At 62.8% G+C, this 16,761-nt stretch carries 17 protein-coding genes; 5 read left to right on the top strand and 12 right to left on the bottom strand.

The genetic code is table 11. The annotated features are described in order from the left end of the window. Positions 1 to 19 precede the first annotated feature (19 nt). A complete protein-coding gene (locus ISP19_RS20025; RefSeq protein WP_204684172.1) occupies positions 20 to 940 on the top strand; it encodes a LysR family transcriptional regulator in 921 nt (306 codons plus the stop codon). Positions 941 to 980: 40 nt separating this feature from the next. Here the strand turns inward: ISP19_RS20025 and ISP19_RS20020 are convergent, their stop codons facing one another. The 10 genes from ISP19_RS20020 to ISP19_RS19975 form a co-directional block, all read right to left on the bottom strand. Next, positions 981 to 1,598 (bottom strand): phosphoribosylanthranilate isomerase, encoded by a 618-nt coding sequence (locus ISP19_RS20020; protein WP_204684171.1) that lies wholly within the window; start codon positions 1,596 to 1,598, stop codon positions 981 to 983. Further along, positions 1,595 to 2,362: a tRNA pseudouridine(38-40) synthase TruA gene (gene truA, locus ISP19_RS20015; RefSeq protein ID WP_204684170.1), complete on the bottom strand. Its 768-nt coding sequence runs from the start codon at positions 2,360 to 2,362 to the stop codon at positions 1,595 to 1,597. Before truA ends, ISP19_RS20020 begins: the two co-directional genes overlap by 4 nt. A 118-nt stretch (positions 2,363 to 2,480) precedes the next feature. Further along, on the bottom strand, positions 2,481 to 4,787 hold the full coding sequence (locus tag ISP19_RS20010) for a motility hub landmark protein FimV (RefSeq protein ID WP_204684169.1): 2,307 nt from the start codon (positions 4,785 to 4,787) through the stop codon (positions 2,481 to 2,483). A 168-nt stretch (positions 4,788 to 4,955) separates the two neighbouring features. After that, positions 4,956 to 5,240 carry a hypothetical protein gene (locus ISP19_RS20005; protein WP_239556960.1) on the bottom strand — a complete coding sequence of 95 codons (285 nt, stop codon included), beginning with the start codon at positions 5,238 to 5,240 and terminating at the stop codon, positions 4,956 to 4,958. Continuing rightward, positions 5,240 to 6,268: an aspartate-semialdehyde dehydrogenase gene (locus ISP19_RS20000; protein ID WP_204684168.1), complete on the bottom strand. Its 1,029-nt coding sequence runs from the start codon at positions 6,266 to 6,268 to the stop codon at positions 5,240 to 5,242. The genes ISP19_RS20005 and ISP19_RS20000 overlap by 1 nt, the downstream gene beginning before the upstream one ends. Before the next feature lie 269 nt (positions 6,269 to 6,537). Continuing rightward, positions 6,538 to 7,551 (bottom strand): 2-hydroxyacid dehydrogenase, encoded by a 1,014-nt coding sequence (locus ISP19_RS19995; protein ID WP_204684167.1) that lies wholly within the window; start codon positions 7,549 to 7,551, stop codon positions 6,538 to 6,540. Between the two features lie 153 nt (positions 7,552 to 7,704). Beyond that, positions 7,705 to 8,793, bottom strand: coding sequence for a chorismate synthase (gene aroC / locus ISP19_RS19990; RefSeq protein WP_204684166.1), 1,089 nt, complete (start codon positions 8,791 to 8,793; stop codon positions 7,705 to 7,707). Positions 8,794 to 8,902: 109 nt separating this feature from the next. Next, complete coding sequence (locus tag ISP19_RS19985) at positions 8,903 to 9,454, bottom strand: GNAT family N-acetyltransferase (RefSeq protein ID WP_204684165.1); 552 nt, start codon at positions 9,452 to 9,454, stop codon at positions 8,903 to 8,905. Between the two features lie 96 nt (positions 9,455 to 9,550). After that, on the bottom strand, positions 9,551 to 10,471 hold the full coding sequence (gene prmB / locus ISP19_RS19980) for a 50S ribosomal protein L3 N(5)-glutamine methyltransferase (protein WP_284385077.1): 921 nt from the start codon (positions 10,469 to 10,471) through the stop codon (positions 9,551 to 9,553). Between the two features lie 78 nt (positions 10,472 to 10,549). Next, a complete protein-coding gene (locus tag ISP19_RS19975) occupies positions 10,550 to 10,876 on the bottom strand; it encodes a cupin domain-containing protein (protein WP_204684163.1) in 327 nt (108 codons plus the stop codon). Positions 10,877 to 10,942: 66 nt separating this feature from the next. Here ISP19_RS19975 and asd point away from each other — a divergent pair, with 66 nt between their 5' ends. Both asd and ISP19_RS19965 read left to right on the top strand, forming a co-directional pair. Continuing rightward, entirely contained in the window at positions 10,943 to 11,788 is an 846-nt protein-coding gene (asd, locus tag ISP19_RS19970; protein ID WP_204684162.1) for an archaetidylserine decarboxylase, read from the top strand. Positions 11,789 to 11,940: 152 nt separating this feature from the next. Further along, the gene (locus ISP19_RS19965) at positions 11,941 to 12,384 is read left to right on the top strand and encodes a hypothetical protein (protein ID WP_204684161.1); all 444 of its coding nucleotides are present in this window, start codon (positions 11,941 to 11,943) and stop codon (positions 12,382 to 12,384) included. 242 nt (positions 12,385 to 12,626) lie between these two features. Here the strand turns inward: ISP19_RS19965 and ISP19_RS19960 are convergent, their stop codons facing one another. Next, positions 12,627 to 14,120 (bottom strand): transglycosylase SLT domain-containing protein, encoded by a 1,494-nt coding sequence (locus tag ISP19_RS19960; RefSeq protein WP_204684160.1) that lies wholly within the window; start codon positions 14,118 to 14,120, stop codon positions 12,627 to 12,629. 185 nt (positions 14,121 to 14,305) lie between these two features. Between ISP19_RS19960 and greB the strand changes: the two genes are divergently transcribed. Beyond that, positions 14,306 to 14,809, top strand: coding sequence for a transcription elongation factor GreB (gene greB, locus ISP19_RS19955; protein ID WP_204684159.1), 504 nt, complete (start codon positions 14,306 to 14,308; stop codon positions 14,807 to 14,809). Positions 14,810 to 14,933: 124 nt separating this feature from the next. Then, positions 14,934 to 15,902 carry a sulfotransferase family protein gene (locus ISP19_RS19950; RefSeq protein ID WP_204684158.1) on the top strand — a complete coding sequence of 323 codons (969 nt, stop codon included), beginning with the start codon at positions 14,934 to 14,936 and terminating at the stop codon, positions 15,900 to 15,902. 35 nt (positions 15,903 to 15,937) lie between these two features. Here ISP19_RS19950 and ISP19_RS19945 read toward each other — a convergent pair whose 3' ends face one another. Then, positions 15,938 to 16,750: a DUF3025 domain-containing protein gene (locus ISP19_RS19945; protein WP_204684157.1), complete on the bottom strand. Its 813-nt coding sequence runs from the start codon at positions 16,748 to 16,750 to the stop codon at positions 15,938 to 15,940. Between the last annotated feature and the right edge of the window lie 11 nt (positions 16,751 to 16,761).

Here is a 16,761-nt window from a genome sequence, read left to right as displayed (position 1 = left end):
AGAAAAACTCACAATACCAGTGAGCCGTGACCTGCCATCGCTGAATGCCCTGCGCGCCTTCGAGGCCACCGCCCGACTAGGCAGCGTGAGCCGTGCCGCCGAGGAATTGCACGTGACCCATGGCGCAATCAGCCGCCAGTTGCGCGTACTGGAAAGAGAGCTGGATCAAGCTTTGTTCGTCCGCCTGGGGCGCGGCATCGTGCTGACATCCGTTGGTGAACAACTGCGCGATCGCGTGGCCGGCGCATTCGATCAGTTGCGCGATGGCTGGGTTGAGTTGCGGCGAAACCGCAGCGAAGCACCGTTTGTGCTGGGTTGCGCCAGCAGCCTGCTGGCACGCTGGGTGATTCCCCGGCTCGACCGGCTGGAACGTGATTTGCCGATGTTGCGGCTGCATTTGTCACCGGAAGAAGATCCGCTGGCGCCCCAGCACGCCGAACCCGACGCCGCACTGGCCTTGGCGGCGCCACCTTGGCCAGCTGGCTGGCAGGTGCATCAGCTGGCACCGGAGCGTATCGGCCCGGTGGTCAGTCCGCGCTACGCAGGCCTCGTACGCTTGCAGGCATTGGGCGAGTCCGCGCTAGGGCATGAGGCACTGCTACACACAAGTTCGCGCCCGCAAGCATGGCCCGTCTGGGCCAAGGCCAGCGGCCTGTCCGTCGACTCGCTGCATTACGGCCAAGGCTTTACCCGGCTGTTTTATTTGCTGGAAGCCGCCGTGGCCGGATTAGGTGTAGCGATCGCGCCCGAACAACTGGTGCAGGATGACCTTGATGCCGGAAGACTGCTTGCGCCGTGGGGATTCCGGCAAACCGATGCAAGCTGGATTCTGGCGACGCCGCGCCGTCGCAGCGATAGCCGCGTTGATGCCCTTGCTGCGTGGTTGCGCAAGGCACTGACACGTGATGCGAACACGCAGGCTGGATTGCCCCGGACTTGATCCGGGGGTGACCGAACCGAACCTGTACCTGGCACCGCGTTTACGCGGTGGCACGAACCGCGGCGATGAAGTCGCGCAATTTGGCTGGATCCTTGATGCCCGGCGCGGACTCGATTCCGCTGGCCACGTCCACCGCCCACGGCCGTGCAACACGAATCGCCTCGGCGACATTCGCCGGCGTCAGGCCGCCAGCCAGGATCAACGGCTGCTTCAGATCGTGCGGCATCAGCGACCAATCAAACACCTTGCCACTACCGCCCGCTTCGCCCAGGCCGTGGCCATCCAACAGCAAACCGGCGGCGTGCGGATGATCGCGCAGCTGATAAAGGGCGGCGGTCCCTTCGCCCATCGCGATCGCCTTCAGGTACGGATGGCCGAACTGTCGGCACCATTCATCACTTTCGGTGCCGTGGAATTGCAGTAGCGAAGGGCGAACCGTGTCGATGATTTCCTGCACGAAGCCGGCGTCGTCATCCATGCACAACACCACGGTCGTGACAAACGGTGGCATGGCATCGACAATGGTCTTTGCCTGCTCCAACGACACCTGTCGCTTACTGTGCGCCGTCATCACCACACCGATCGCATCGGCGCCAAGTTGCGCTGCCAGCAGCGCATCCTCAACGCGAGTCATGCCGCAACATTTGATACGGGTCATTCGCTTACCTCGACAGGCAGCTTCCAGTGCCGCTCATAACGTGGACCGATAAATGTAAGGCCCGAAGCCGCCGCGGTCGGACCGGCGACTTCGCGATTGCGTCCGGCCAGCAGGGCCGCGACCCAATCGACCGGTTGTTCGCCGCGCCCCACGGGCAGCAAGGAACCAACGATATTACGCACCATATGATGCAAAAAGGCGTTGGCTTCAATCTCGACGATGACGTGGGCACCTTCACGCCATACCTTTAAAGCCTTCACTTCGCGTCGCGCATGCGCTGCCTGGCACGACACCGCGCGGAAGGCGCTGAAATCATGTTCTCCGATCAATGCCTGCGCCGCCGCATGCATGCGCTCTGCATCCAGCGGATGACGCTCCCAGGTGACATAGCGCGCATCCAAGGCGGGCCGAATGCTGCGATTGAGAATGGTGTAGCGATAGCGGCGGCTGCGGGCGGAAAAGCGGGCGTGAAAGTCATCAGGTACGGGTTGCGCCCACAACACGGCCACTCCGGTCGGCAGGTTCGAGCACGCACCCAGCACCCAGCCACGCATATCGCGCTGGACCTCGGTATCGAAATGGACCACCTGACACCGGCCATGCACGCCGGCATCGGTACGGCCGGCACACGTCACTTCGATCGGTTCGGCCGCCACGAACGACAGCGCGCGCTCCAGGCTTGCCTGCACGCTGGCCCCATGACTCAGCCGTTGCCAGCCAAGAAAGTCGGTGCCGTCGTATTCGATGCCTAGAGCGATGCGCATGGTGATTCAGGGGAATGCGAAGCGGATAAGGGTAACAGCTAGGCCCACCGGCAAAGGATCAAAAAGCATCGGGCCGGCATAGCCGGCCCGATCGAACTCGCCCAGAAGGTGGCTGCAATCAGCGGATCTTGGCCATCAGGGTCAGCGCCACATCCTTCTGTATCTGGGTACCCTCGTGCAGCACCTCTTCCAGCATGGCGCGGGCGCCGTCCGGATCGCCCATGTCGAGGTAGGCGCGGGCCAGATCCAGCTTGGTGTCGACCGGATCGTCATGCAGCTCGCCGAAATCCTCTTCCTGGACAGCGGCGTGCGCAGCTTCATGCTCAACTTCGTGCGCGGTCTCCGACGGCTCGTCGAACTTCCACGAAAGCGGTTCTTCCTCCACATCCTGCTTGGCAGTCGACGGCGAATGACTGGCCACCTGCGTGGCCGACTCCGCCTGATGCGGCGTAAGGTCGAAGTCGAAATGGTATTCGCTGACCTTGGACGGCAGCGGCGGCGGCGCCTGCTTGCTGCCGCTCAGTTCCGGCTCGGCCGGCTTGCTGCTGCCGTAGCTGTCCAGATCGAAGTGATGCAGCGGCGCTTCGTCATGCGCCGACGACGGCACGGAGGCGTGCGCAAACAGTGGATGGCCCGGAGCCAGGTCCTCGCCCATATGCACCACATCCTGCCATTCCGGCTGGCTCGGATCGGTGATGTGAGCGTGCATGGCTTCGGCGGCGGCCTCGAAATGTTCGACGTCGCGGCGGGTGTAGTAAAGGCTGACCAGTTCCAGGTGCAGGTCGATGTCGTCCGGCTGTTCGGCAAGCTGGTCGAGCAGTTCATCCTGATCGGGATCGGAACCCGGCATGCCGCCCAGACTATCGACGTCGACCGTGCCGAAGCGATCCGCCAGCGACCCCTTGTTTGCCGCTGTATCCGCCTTCGACTTGGACGGCTTGCTGCCCGACTTGCCACGGCGGGCCAGCAAGCCCAGCAGCACAAGCACAACGACACCGCCGCCAAGCGCCATGGCCCAGGTCTGTGTGTACCACGGCTGCTCGGCCATGGCCGGCGTCGGTACGCGGTGCACGGGGGGATGAGCGACTGGCTTCGGCTTGGCCGACGCATTGACCGGCGTGGTAACTGCCGCAGCGTGTTGCACGGTCGCGCTGCTGGCCGGCGCCGTGGTGGCGGCCGGCTTGGTTACCTGCGCCGGCGCGGGAGCGGCAGCCACTGGCTGCGCCGGCTTGACCGCCGCGGGAGCCGATGCCGTGGGAGCCGCGGGGACTGCCGCAGCCGGTGCAGGCGGCATGCCCGCAGCCTTGCGTGCATCGGCAAGCTGCTTCTGCAAATCCGCGATTTCATTGTCTTTGAGCGACAACAGGCGCTGATTCTTGCCGTTGATATCTTCCAGGTCCTTCAGGCGCGACTTCAGATCGTCGCTCTGCTTTTGCAGCGAGGCCAGGGTTTCCTGGCTGCGCTGCAGCTCCTGGCGGATGGCGGTGTTGCCCTTGCCATTCGTGCCGCCCGCAGACTGACCTTCGCCGCCCACCGGCACCAACGCCAGCTTGTCGGCGTTGCTGGTCTGGGTGGGCGCGACCGACGCGTTGGCGCGCGTTCCACCGGCCGCCACGGCAACCGGCGCACTGACCGTACCATTGCGCCAATCGCTGTTTTGCTGACGCACGGCCGCAGTCGCAGCAGCGACGGCGGTCGCCAGCGCGTCATCGCGCGAAGGCACGCGCAGGATCACGCCCGCCTTCAGGGCATTGATGTTGTCGCGATAGAAGGCGTCCGGATTGGCTGCCTTCAGCGCCAGCATCATCTGGTCGGTATCGACTCCGGCAGGGGCTGTTTCAGCCGCTACATGCGACAGTGACGTTCCCTTTTCCACCGGACCGAACTGGCCATTGGTGACAGCCACAGCATGATGGGATGGCGCTGCGGCGGTCTCGCGCGGTGCCGGCGCGGAGGTTTCGCCAGCCGGCGCCGAAGCGCTGGTGACTGGCGCACGCCGACGAGTCGGCGCGCTGCTCGCCGCAGCCTGTTGCTCGAACTTGCCCGGCGGGTCAAGCAGGATGGCGAACTCACGCACGCTGCTGCCGGTGGTGCTGGTTACTTCCACCAGCAGGTCAAGATAGGGATCGTCCACCGGAGCACTGCTGGTGATGCGAATCACCTTGTGACCAGCCTCGTCCACGACATTGAACTGCAGCGCGACGGAGGGGCGTTCACCGCCCACCTTGGCAAAGGCATCGTTCGAAGCCAGCTGGGCGCCGAGGGTTTGCAGTTCAGCCTGTGTGGCCTGGGTGACGGGAATTTCCACCAGCAGTGGCTGGCCCAGCGCCGACTTGACGTGCGCCTGGCCCAACTCCACGGCCGCCGCCTGAGTGCTGCCCAGCGCAAGCGCCATCAGTATCGACAGCTTCAACGAACGATTCATCGCGTGCTCCCCCGAGACAACCCGGACGCTTTACTCAAAAATCACCGCAGGTTGCGGTGACTTCCTCTTGGAAGGCGTCACTTTAGTTAGATAAACGTCAATCAACAATACCAGATTTGGTTTGTCGGCCCTCTCCATGGCCGATTTTTTTGCCGGACGTGACGGCCGTCAATGCCCGGTCGCCGATCCCTTGGTTTGCTGGGTAGCCTTGAGCTGCTGCCGCAGCTCGGCAATGGTACGGTCCTGTTGTTGCAGGCGTGCCGCGGCCTGCTGGCTGGCCGTCTCCTGCTGGCCCACATCTTTCTGCAAATGGTCGACCTCGGCCTGATGCCTGGCGATGCGCTGGTTCATGCCGGTCAATGCCGGTGAGCTGGGGGTGGCGGACGGCGGAGCGGCCCAGGCAGCCCCTGAAACCAGCAGGCCACCCGCAAGAACCAGCGCAATACGTTGCATTACAGGTAATCCTCGATCAGTAACTCGGCAATCTGCACGGCGTTGAGCGCCGCACCCTTACGGATGTTGTCCGCCACGATCCACAGATCCAGACCGCGGTCATGCGAGATGTCCTCGCGAATGCGCCCCACGAAAACCGGGTCCTGACCGGCCGCATCGCCCACCGGCGTGGGGTAGCCGCCCGGCTTGCGCTCGTCCTGCACCACCACGCCCTCGGCGTTTTCCAGCAACTCACGCGCCTGTTCGGCGCTGATCTTGTCGCGGGTTTCGATATGCACGGCTTCGGCATGGCCATAGAACACCGGCACGCGCACGGCGGTGGGATTCACCTGGATCGACTCGTCCTCCAGGATCTTGCGCGTCTCCCACACCATCTTCATCTCTTCCTTGGTGTAGCCGTTGGCCTGGAATTCGTCGATGTGCGGAATGACGTTGAAGGCGATCTGCTTGGGGAACTTGGACTTTTCCACATCCTGGAAGTTAAGCAGCGCAGCGGTCTGCTTGCCCAGCTCTTCCATGCCCGAACGCCCGGCGCCGGATACCGATTGATACGTGGCGACGTTGATGCGCTCGATGCCCACGGCACGATGAATCGGCGCCAGCGCCACCAGCATCTGCATGGTGGAGCAGTTGGGGTTGGCGATGATGCCGCGCTGAGTGTATTGCGCGATGGCATGCGGGTTCACTTCGCTCACCACCAGCGGAATATCGTCCTGATAGCGGAATTCGGAGGTGTTATCGATCACCACCGCACCCGCTTCCGCCGCACGCGGGGCGTGCGCGCGGCTGATTGAACCGCCGGCCGAGAAGAAGGCGATATCCACGCCGCTGAAGTCGTAGTCGGCCAGGTTCTTCACGGTGATCTGTTTGCCGGCGAACTCCACCTTGCCGCCCGCCGAACGCTCACTGGCCAACGGCACCAGCTCGCTGACCGGAAATTCGCGCTGCGCCAGGATGCCCAGCAGCGTTTCACCGACAGCGCCAGTCGCACCTACCATGGCTACCTTGTAACTACTCTTCTTACTCATCTCGGGTCACTTGTCAGGGGAGTTAGCTGAATGTTGAGAATGGCTTTCCCGCGCTTCCCAACCCGCCGAAGTCAGCACTGGTCCGAACTCGGCTCCGACAAATCAAGCACCTAACGGAGCTTGATTCACGGCAGGCCATCCGTGGCCTGCCCTGGCAGACGGTTAAACGGTCTGCGGGTAATTCGCTGTCGGCACCAACATCCCAAACGGGAAATCTAGCCCGAGCAGCACGCGAACGACATCACATAGCCTTATCAACGTGAGGCATATCACGTTTCACCTGCATGCCGCCCGACTACCTGGGGATTCAGCAGCGACGGCGGATGGCCCGCACGGGGACCATGGCCCAATGCGGCCAGCAGATTATCGGCTGCCAGTTGAGCCATCGCGCGGCGCGTATCGGCGCTGGCGCTGGCGATATGCGGGCTGAGCACGGCGTTCTCGAGTTCGCGCAGCGCCGGGTTCACCGCCGGCTCGCCCTCGAACACATCCAGCCCGGCGGCAGCCAGGCGCCCTTCGCGCAGGGCCGCAGCCAGGGCCACATCATCGACGATGCCTCCGCGCGCAATATTCACCAGCACCGCCGAGCGCTTCATCTGCGCCAGCTCTGCCGCGCCGATCGCATGATGGCTCTGCGCCGTGTAGGGCAGCACCAGCACCAGATGATCCGCCTGCTGCAGCAGTTCGGCTTTGTCGACCCAGACAGCACGGTATTCGCGCTCGGCCGCCTCGGGCAGACGCGAGCGATTGTGATAGATCACCGACATATCGAAGCCACTGGCCCGGCGCGCCACGGCCTGACCGATGCGCCCCATCCCGAGTATGCCCAGCGTCTTGCCGTGCACATCCAGACCCAGCCAATCATCGAAACGCATGCCGCCACGCCAGCGCCCGGCACGCAGCCAGCGCTCGGCGCTGTTCACCCGCCTCGCTGCCGCAAGCAGCAAGGCCCACGCGTAATCAGCGACGGTCTGGGTCAGCACATCCGGTGTATTGGTCGCCAGGATGCCAGCCGCGGTCAACGCAGCCAGATCAAGATTGTTGTAACCCACTCCGAGGTTCGCAATCGCGCGCAGGCGACGGTTGCCCGCCACCACGGACGCATCGACACGATCGCTCAAACCGACGATCGCGCCATCGACATCGGCCAGCTTGGCACGCAGTTGCGCCTGCGTCCGCTTGGCTTCTTTGGTTTCCACGCGCACGTCGACGTACTGCGCCAGGCTGGCCAGCACTTCTGGAAATAGCGGGCGAGAAACCCAGACGCTTTGTTGCTTGGTCATCATCGTTACCGACAGAGAGCAGCGTCGAGCTGCTCACGGCAGAGCCGGCGAGACTTGCGCAGATTCAGCGCCCGGCTCGCCTGCCCCGCCCTAACCCTCCCCGCGACCCGAAGGCAGTCCCTCATGGACCCGCAAGGGAGGAAGTGAAATCCATTAGCTAATACGCGGTTTTATCTCGCCCACGTCAGCGCACTGTGCACGATGACGCAAAGCATGATCCATCAGCACCAGGGCCATCATCGCCTCGGCAATAGGCGTGGCGCGGATCCCAACGCACGGGTCGTGGCGTCCCTTGGTCACCACCTCGACCGGTTCGCCGGCCAGGTTCACGCTATGGCCGGGAATCAGGATGCTCGACGTGGGCTTGAGTGCAATGGATGCCCGCACTACCTGACCCGTGCTGATCCCGCCAAGGATGCCACCCGCATGATTGGACGTAAAGCCGTCCATATGCATTTCGTCGCGATGCTGGCTGCCACGCTGGGTTACCGCATCGAAGCCGTCCCCGATCTCCACACCTTTGACGGCATTGATCGACATCAGGGCGGCAGCAAGGTCTCCATCCAGCTTGCCGTAGATGGGCTCGCCCCAACCCGGCGGCACGCCGTCGGCCTCGACGTTCACGCGCGCGCCGACCGAGTCGCCGGATTTGCGCAGCGCATCCATGTATGCCTCCAGCGCCGGCACCTGTGCTTCATGCGGCCAGAAGAACGGATTCTGCTCGACCGCGTTCCAATCGAAACCCTCCGGTGTAACCTCGCCGAGCTGGACCAGATAGCCACGCACGCGCACGCCGTAGCGCTCCGCCAGCCACTTCTTGGCGATCACCGCCGCCGCTACGCGCATGGTGGTTTCGCGCGCGGAAGAACGGCCGCCGCCACGCGGATCGCGAATGCCGTATTTCTGCCAGTAGGTGTAGTCGGCGTGGCCCGGGCGGAAGGTATCGGCGATATCGCCGTAATCCTTGCTGCGCTGATCGGTGTTACGGATCAGGAGCGCGATCGGTGTACCGGTGGTCCGGCCCTGGTACACCCCAGACAGAATCTCCACCTCGTCCGCCTCGCGGCGCTGCGAGGTGTGACGGCTGCGGCCGGTGGCACGGCGTTCCAGGTCGGTACGAAACTCCTCGGCATCGATAGGCAAACCCGGCGGGCACCCATCAATGACGCAGCCAATCGCCGGGCCGTGGCTTTCGCCGAAGGTCGTGACGGTAAATAACTTGCCGGTGGAATTGCTGGACACGAGGAGGACCATTAGCGATGGGGGATTGGCATATCGCCCTTGGTGGACCGCGCTGCATGCAAACGGCCCGGACAATGTCCCATCTTGCCACGCCTGAATGGATGATGCCCTAGGGATGCATGTCAGCGCCCGCCCATTCCCTTGCCAGCAATGCATGGATTACATCGTCCACCCATTCCCCGCGCAGCTTCAGGCTTTCCCGAAAATGGGCTTCCTGACGCATGCCCAGCGAGCGCAGCAAGGCGGCGCTGGCCACGTTGCGGGGATCGATCGACGCATACACGCGATGCGCGCCCAAGCCGCGAAAGAGCAAATCGAACAACGCTGCCACGGCTTCGCGGGCGTAGCCCTTGCCCTGGTGAGCCGGCGCGATGGTGATGCCGAATTCATACGAGCCGTCGGCATCGGCAGGCAGGTGCAAGCCGAGATCGCCAATCAGGCAGCCGTCCGCAGACAGACGGATGGCAAACTGCAGCCAGCTGTCGGGAATGTCCAGCGACGCCTGTTGCTGGGACACGATGAAGCCCAGCGCCTCGTCGCTGGAGGCAGGCCACCAGCCTTGATAGCGCGCGACGGAGGGATCAGAGCGGTAGCGGAAGAATGTATCCACGTCGCTTTCGCGCAACGCATCCAGGCGCAGTCGTGCTGTGATCATTTCCATGGATAACTCCGCTTGAACCGCAGGCTGCCTTCGTCGTCCCGGCGACGGCCGGGGCGACGAGAGAGACAATCAAACAAGTCCAGTGGAAATCCCGCGTCAGCGCCGCGCAGCCGCCACGGCGCGGATCGCCGCAGCGTGTTCCACCAGCTCACGCCGCTCAAGCGCAAACACGCCCATCTGGCCAACCTTGAACTCGATCCACACGAAGGGCACTTCCGGCAGCAGCATGTTGAGTGCGTGCTCGCTTTCGCCCACCTCGACAATCAGCAGGCCTTCTTCAGTCAGATGATCAGCTGCTTCGTCGAGCATGCGCAGGCAGATATCGAGACCATCCTCGCCCGAGGTCAGCCCAAGCTTGGGCTCATGACTGTATTCGCCGGGCAGCGCGGCATATTCGTCTTCGGTGACGTAGGGCGGATTGGACACGATCAGGTCGTACTTGTGCCCCTGCAGTCCGCCGAACAGGTCCGACTTGATGATCTCCACGCGATCACCTACGTGCTGGAAGGCCACGTTCTCACGCGCCAGCGACAAGGCATCGTCGCTGATATCGACGATATCGACTTGCCAATGCGGGTTGTACTCGGCCATGGCGATGCCGATGCAACCTGAGCCGGTGCAAAGATCCAGCGCACGCTCCACATGCCGCCCATCCAGCCAGGGCGTGAAGCCCGACTCGATCAGCTCGGCAATCGGCGAGCGCGGCACCAGGGCGCGGCGGTCACTCTTGAACTTCAGCCCGGCAAACCAGGTTTCGCCGACCAGGTAAGCCACCGGCAGCCGTTCGGTGATGCGACGCTCGATCAAGTTGAGCACGCGCAGGCGTTCCTCGGCGGTGAGCTTGCCGGCGCCGTAGGCCGGCGGAATATCCGGCGGCAGATGCAGGCTGGCCAGCACCAGATGCGTGGCTTCATCGATCGGGTTGTCGTGGCTATGGCCGAAGGTGAGCCCTGCCGCGGAAAAACGGCTGGCGCCATAACGGATAAAGTCGATGATCGAGGCGAGTTCGGCAGTCACGTAGGCACGGTCCGGCTTGGGGGCTGTGAAGTATAGCGACTGCTCGTCATTGGCCCCATGCAGATTCATGGATCGAACTCACGCAGCCTCTCCGCCATTCGGTCCGTAGTACATCACCCAGGCACTGAAATCCCGGCTGAAATCCTCGAAGTGGTGCGGTGTACCGGCGGGCGCGAACAGCAGCTCGCCCGGCCCAAATGCCTGGCGCGAATCGCCACAGACGAAATATCCCTTGCCGGAAATCACCATGCACAACTCATCGCGACGGTGCGGTGTCTGGGTGTCGATGCCGGCCGGCTGGAAGATTTCCACCTCCAGGGTGCCGTGCCTGAAAATGCCGGCCGATGCCTTGCGCGCTTTATCGAGTGCGGCCAACGCGGTGGCCGGGGTCATACGTTCTTGCATGTTGCCTCCCCGAAAGCGATATCAGCCCCCGTCTGAGAATCGCTTCCTTTTCCTTATACTTGCCAGATGACTTTCAAGGTATTCCTGCAATACATCCTTCCCCATCGGGCACTTTCACGCGTGGTTTACTGGGCCACGCGCTGGACATTTGCGCCCTGGAAGAATTTTCTGGTGAGCCAGATCGTGCGCCGCTACCAGGTCAACATGACCGAAGCCGCTCAACCCGATCCGCTCGCTTACCCTCACTTCAATGCGTTTTTCACGCGCAAACTGCGCCCAAATGCCCGCCGTGCTGACACGAACCCAGCCGCCCTGCTCTCGCCAGCTGACGGACGCATCAGCCAGGCGGGCCCCATCCTCGACGGACGCATCTTCCAGGCCAAGGGACAGGAATACACGGCCGCCGAGCTGCTTGGTGACGAAGCCGCGGCAGCCCCCTACCGCCACGGACGCTTTGTCACCATCTACCTCTCGCCACGCGACTACCACCGAGTACACATGCCCCTGCGCGGCGAGCTGAAAGAGACAGTGCATATACCGGGCCGAATCTTCAGCGTGGCCCCCTTTGCGGTGGAGGCGATCCCACGTCTGTTCGCGCGCAATGAGCGACTGGTCTGTCATTTCGAAGGCGCGCATGGTCCGTTTGCCGTGGTGATGGTGGGCGCGATCCTGGTGTCATCGGTAGCCACCGTGTGGGATGGACTGGTCATTCCGCCCTATGCGCCGTCGATTCGCCGCAAATCATTTGTCGGTCAGACCATTTCGCTGGACCGCTTCGGCGAGATGGCGCGCTTCAACATGGGCTCCACCGTCATCGTGCTGTTACCTGAAGGCGCGGCCGAACTGGACCCCCTGATGCCACAGCAAGCGATCAAGGTCGGCGAACGATTAGGTGAACTGCGTCACACTTGATCCGCCGGAGAAGTGTTTTCGCTTAGCCCTGCGCGCCGAACTCTGACACATGTCGTCATTTTGTGACGTTTTCGGCGCATCCACGTTGGGCGGCTCGCTATGCTCCGCGCCTAATCCGCGCAGCCGTGCGGCACTGTCCAGCGAGGGGTTCCATGCAGATCGTCACCCGCCTGATTGCGATGACTCGCGCCCGCCAGTTGCAGCGCCAATTCCAGCAGATCGAACGCAACATCACCGCGCTGCCTTCGCGCACTCGCTCGCGGCTGGCCATCATGACCTTGCGCGAGATCGGTCAGGCTTCCAGGTGCGAATTCCCTCATCTGTACGGCACCGCTCCGGAACAGCGTTATATGCCGTGGGGCCAGGGCACCGAGCTCGGTTTCAACCGTGCGCAGTCGGACAACCCCGAGGTTGCCCTGCGCGGGATCGCGCTGTGGCTGGCTGTGGCCTATCACGAAACCAAGGAATCTCCTTACCCGAGCCTGCAACCACAGCACCGCCAGCTGCTGCGTGTACTGCGCGAACTGCGCGGCGCCGGCAACAACGAGGCGTCGGATGCCTCCTCCCAGTGGATACGCTCGGGCGCTGCCGCCTGAATATCGCGATCCACTGCGGCACGTCTTTTGTCATGACATGACGACAGGGACGAGGGACGAGTAGCGAGGGCGTCAACGCCCCAGCCTCCTCCTCACAGACGGGAACGGTACTTGACGAGGCGACTCGGCGGGCGGCTCTAGGCGGCCGTTTGCCGGCGAGCACCCTCGCTGCTCGTCCCTCGCCCCTGACACGCAGATGACCAGAGATACTCTGCGCTAATTCAACTTGGTCGGCTATTCGGTTAACGACAGCTGGGCAGTTTCAGTACTTGCCCAACCTTGATGTGATTGAACTTGAGGTTGTTCATGCGCGCCACTTCGCTCTCGCTGGAGCAGCCCGAGTGCCTGTGCAGGATGCTGGCGAGCGTATCGCCGCGGCGAACGGTGTAATGCACCACCGGGTCAGCTTCTTGCGGCGGCGGATCCGGGTACACCGGCACCACGGCGTTGTGCAGGTCGGCAGCAAGAATGGGCCAGGGGCCGTCCACGCAGCGCGCCGCATAAGCCTGTTCCAGCAACTTGGGCACCTGGAGTTCTGCGCCAACCGGCTGCTCCTGCTGCGGATCGAGACGCGGATTGAGATTACGCAGCGTACGAAACCAGCCATCGGGCATGTCGTTGGCCGACCCCAGGCATACCGTGAGTTCGGAAATCGACGCTGCACGCTTGAGCGTAATGCTGCCCGTCAGACCATCCACTTTCGGAAAGCGCAGGTTGTAGCTATCCGGATGCAGGAACAGCCACGCTGCCGCCAGCACAGCCGGGACGTAGTCGCGGGTCTCCTGCGAAACCTGGCCGTAGATGCGCGGGTCGTAGAAGCTCACCGAGGTGTCATCTCCGACCAGGCGCCTCATGCGCCCTTCCCCGCCATTGTAGGCGGCCAGGGTGAGCTCAAGGTTGTCGTTGAACACCTTTAGCTGCTCGTCCATGTATTCGGCATTGGCGCGCGCCGATTCCGCCGGATCGAAACGCGTGTCGAAACCATCCTGGTCACTCAAGCCAAAACGCAAGCCGGTCGCATACATGAATTGCAGCGGGCCCGCCGCGCCCGAACGCGACACCGCATGCACCTTGCCGCCGGACTCCTTGGCCAGGATGCCAAACAACAGCGCTTCCGGCAGACCTTCCTGCTGGTACTGCGGCCACATTTCCTGGCGCAGGTATTGGTAATTCACGTAGGCATCCATCAGGTTGCCACGCCACTGTGTCAGCCACATCTCCAGTGCCGCCTTGACCGGACCGTTCATGGCGATCAGCTCGGAAAGCTGGTGGCCGCGCAGCAACGTGACGGCGCGCTGAGCCTCCGGCAGGGCGCCGGCGGCGCCAGCTTGTGCGGGAACTGACACCTCGGATGTTTCGCCCGTGTCTTCACCCTCGCCTGGCGTTTCGTCGCCGATGAAGCTGCCGTCTTTCAGGCGCAGCAAATGGTCGAATACCGAGAAGAAGCGCTGCGGGTCACAACCCGGCGTGGTACCGCAATGCGCCGAGGCCTCCTTGAGCTGATCGAGCGCTCCATCCAGGGTTTTCTGCGCGCCCTGCGTGTCGCCGGCGCGCGTCTGCTGCAAGGCGTTTTCGTAGCTCTGGCTGGCCTGATCGAGCTGGGCGTAGAGCGCATTGACGGAGGTCGACGGCGGCGGCTTGACCGCCTTGCCACCCGAAGCACAGGCCGCCAGTTGCGTCAGCCCCGCGACCAATAAAACCAGACGGAGGGAACCAGCGGCGGGACGGTTAGGCATGGGCAATACACCTGCAATGAAGGCGCAACCATAGCGGGCCTTGCGGACAGACTCAAACAACTTCTTTCGACATCGTTACAATCACGCCAGCCAGCCGCCCAGGCGCCATGCCGGACCGGCCGACGGCGCGCTCAGCGCCATCGAACCCATACATCCTCGCTGCAAACGGAAACCATCGTACTGCCATGACCCGTTGGCGTCCCCCTGCCCCACGCTCCACCGCGATCATCACCCGCGAAGGTTTCGAAAAGCTCAAGAGCGAGCTCGACCACCTCTGGCACACGCTGCGCCCCGAAGTAGTGAAGGCGCTCGCCGCCGCCGCGGCCGAAGGCGACCGTTCGGAAAACGCCGAATACACCTATCGCAAGAAACAGCTGGGCGAGATCGACCGCCGGGTGCGCTATCTCAGCAAGCGGATTCCATCGCTGAAAGTGGCCGAAGGCGCGCCTGCCGATCGTGAAACCGTGTTTTTCGGCGCGGTGATCGAACTGGAAAACATCGACAGCGGTGACACTCTGCGCTACCGCATCGTCGGCCCCGATGAAACGGACGCCAAGCGCGGCTGGATCAGCATCGACTCGCCGCTGGCCCGTGCCGTGATGAAGAAAAAGCTGGATGACGAATTCGAAGCGGAGCTGCCTGGCGGGCGCACACGCTTTGTTGTCATTACAGTCGAATATCCCGCGTAAAAACCTGTGCCGCATCGATCTTTTTTGCATCAATGCCGCTGCGTCAACCGCACCGATGTCGACACGTTAAAACTTTCCTGAAACTTAAACATTGTCGCGTTTGTTCGAGGACGCAGTTCGGGAAATGTCAGTCAATCCAGCACGCCCGAAAGCACTGCTGATCCTCGGCATGCATCGCAGTGGCACATCGGCGGTCACTCGCGTGGTCAATCTGCTCGGCGCGGATATCGGCAACAACATCCTGTTGCCTGGCCACGATAACTCCCAAGGCTTCTGGGAACACGCTGATGCGATGAAGAGCAACCATTACCTGCTGCAAGCGTTTGGCCGCTCGTGGTTTGACATCCGGCCGCTGCCGCAGCACTGGTCGCAGCAAGCTGCCGCGCGCGAAGCGTTGGTTGGCATTCGCGCCATCATCCAGGCCGAATTCGCTTCACGTCCGCTCATCGCCCTGAAGGATCCACGCATGTGCCTCACGGCGCCGATATGGATCGAAGCGTTCGAGGCCGCCGGTTACGACGTGCAATGCCTGTTCGTGGTACGCGATCCCCGTGAAGTCGCCGATTCATTGCAGACACGCGAGAACTGGCCGCGCGAACCGATCTTCCTGTTGTGGGCGCATTACATGATGGAAGCGGTGCTCGCGACCCAGCAGTACCCGCGCGCGCTGATCACCTACGATCAGCTGCTGCACGACTGGCGCGGCACCATGCAGCGCGTGTCCAGCGAACTCTCGCTGGCATGGCCTCGCAGCGAAGCCGCAGCAGCTGCCGACATCGACGCCTTCCTGCATGCAGATCATCGCCATCATGTGGCTACCACGCCCTTCGGCGATGACGCGTCGTTGATGGACATGCAACCCTTCACCGCCGAGTTCTACGCAAACTGCCTCGCGGTGGCCCGTGGAAAAAGTGATTGGAGCTCACTCGGCCATTGCGCCCTGGTCCTGCGCAACATCTCGGACCTGTACACGCCGCATCTGGACAATCTGCTCATCCAGTATGAGCGCTTAGGGCATCAATTAGCGGCGAAAACGCAGGCTTTCGAGCGTCTGTCGAAGATGATCACTCCGGATAAACCACCGAAGTCCTGAGCATCATCCGCTAGAGCCGGAGGATGCGTTAGTTATCAAGACAGCTGCAGAGGCGCTGGATAACGGCGGCCATCGCGCAGGGGCTGGTAACACGCTGCGCTCAGATGAAATGCTTCATCGTCATTGCCGGCATACCATCCCGGAATGCCGGACAGCGGCAGCGGGCGAAGCTCTTGCGGATCACGCAGCAGGCGCTTCGCAGTGATGGCATTCGCACAGTGTGCAACCACGTCTTGTCGACTCTCGCCGCCACACACCTGAACCGCCAGCGCTTTGCCGACCAACAGTTTGCCGGACGTCAGCGCATGCTCGAGCAAGGCATGCCCGAACACGTCCACCCGGATCGAGCCGTCGTTCCAGGCATCGCGGTGGCGCCAAAACAAACCATGCCAGTCGTGCGCATCCCACAGTGTCAACAAATCCGGTTCACGCAGGATCACCATCACGCCCGCCTCGTCAAAATGCGTCTGCGCGCATTGCGGGCGCGAGCGCTCGCGTGGACCGAAGCGAACCACATCCGCCGCTTGTTGGCGGTTAAGCGCGCGCTTCAATGACGGATAGCGCAACCAGATCATCGCGTTGAACAAGTCGTGCCAGTTTTCTTCACGCGTGGCAATCACGCCACGCTGTGCAATGCGTTCTTCGTAATGCAGGCCATCGTCAAGCAATTCGCGCGTCTGGGCTACAAAGCATTCGCCCGCCTCCTGCGGCCAACGTGCGTTGAGCTCGTCTATCGATGGCCAGCGGGGACCTTGCAGCCAGTCGGCGTACTCCGGCCAATCCCGCAGAGGCGCCAATCCAAACACCGCTGGGTCGACCGCATCACGCGTTGGCGCTACATAGCGCATCGCCCGTCGTA

The organism is Dyella flava, from assembly GCF_016904955.1.
In the GTDB taxonomy this organism is placed as follows: Bacteria; Pseudomonadota; Gammaproteobacteria; order Xanthomonadales; family Rhodanobacteraceae; genus Dyella_B; species Dyella_B flava.
Note: the sequence above shows the minus strand (reverse complement) of the source record. Positions and strands in the feature narration are given on the sequence as shown.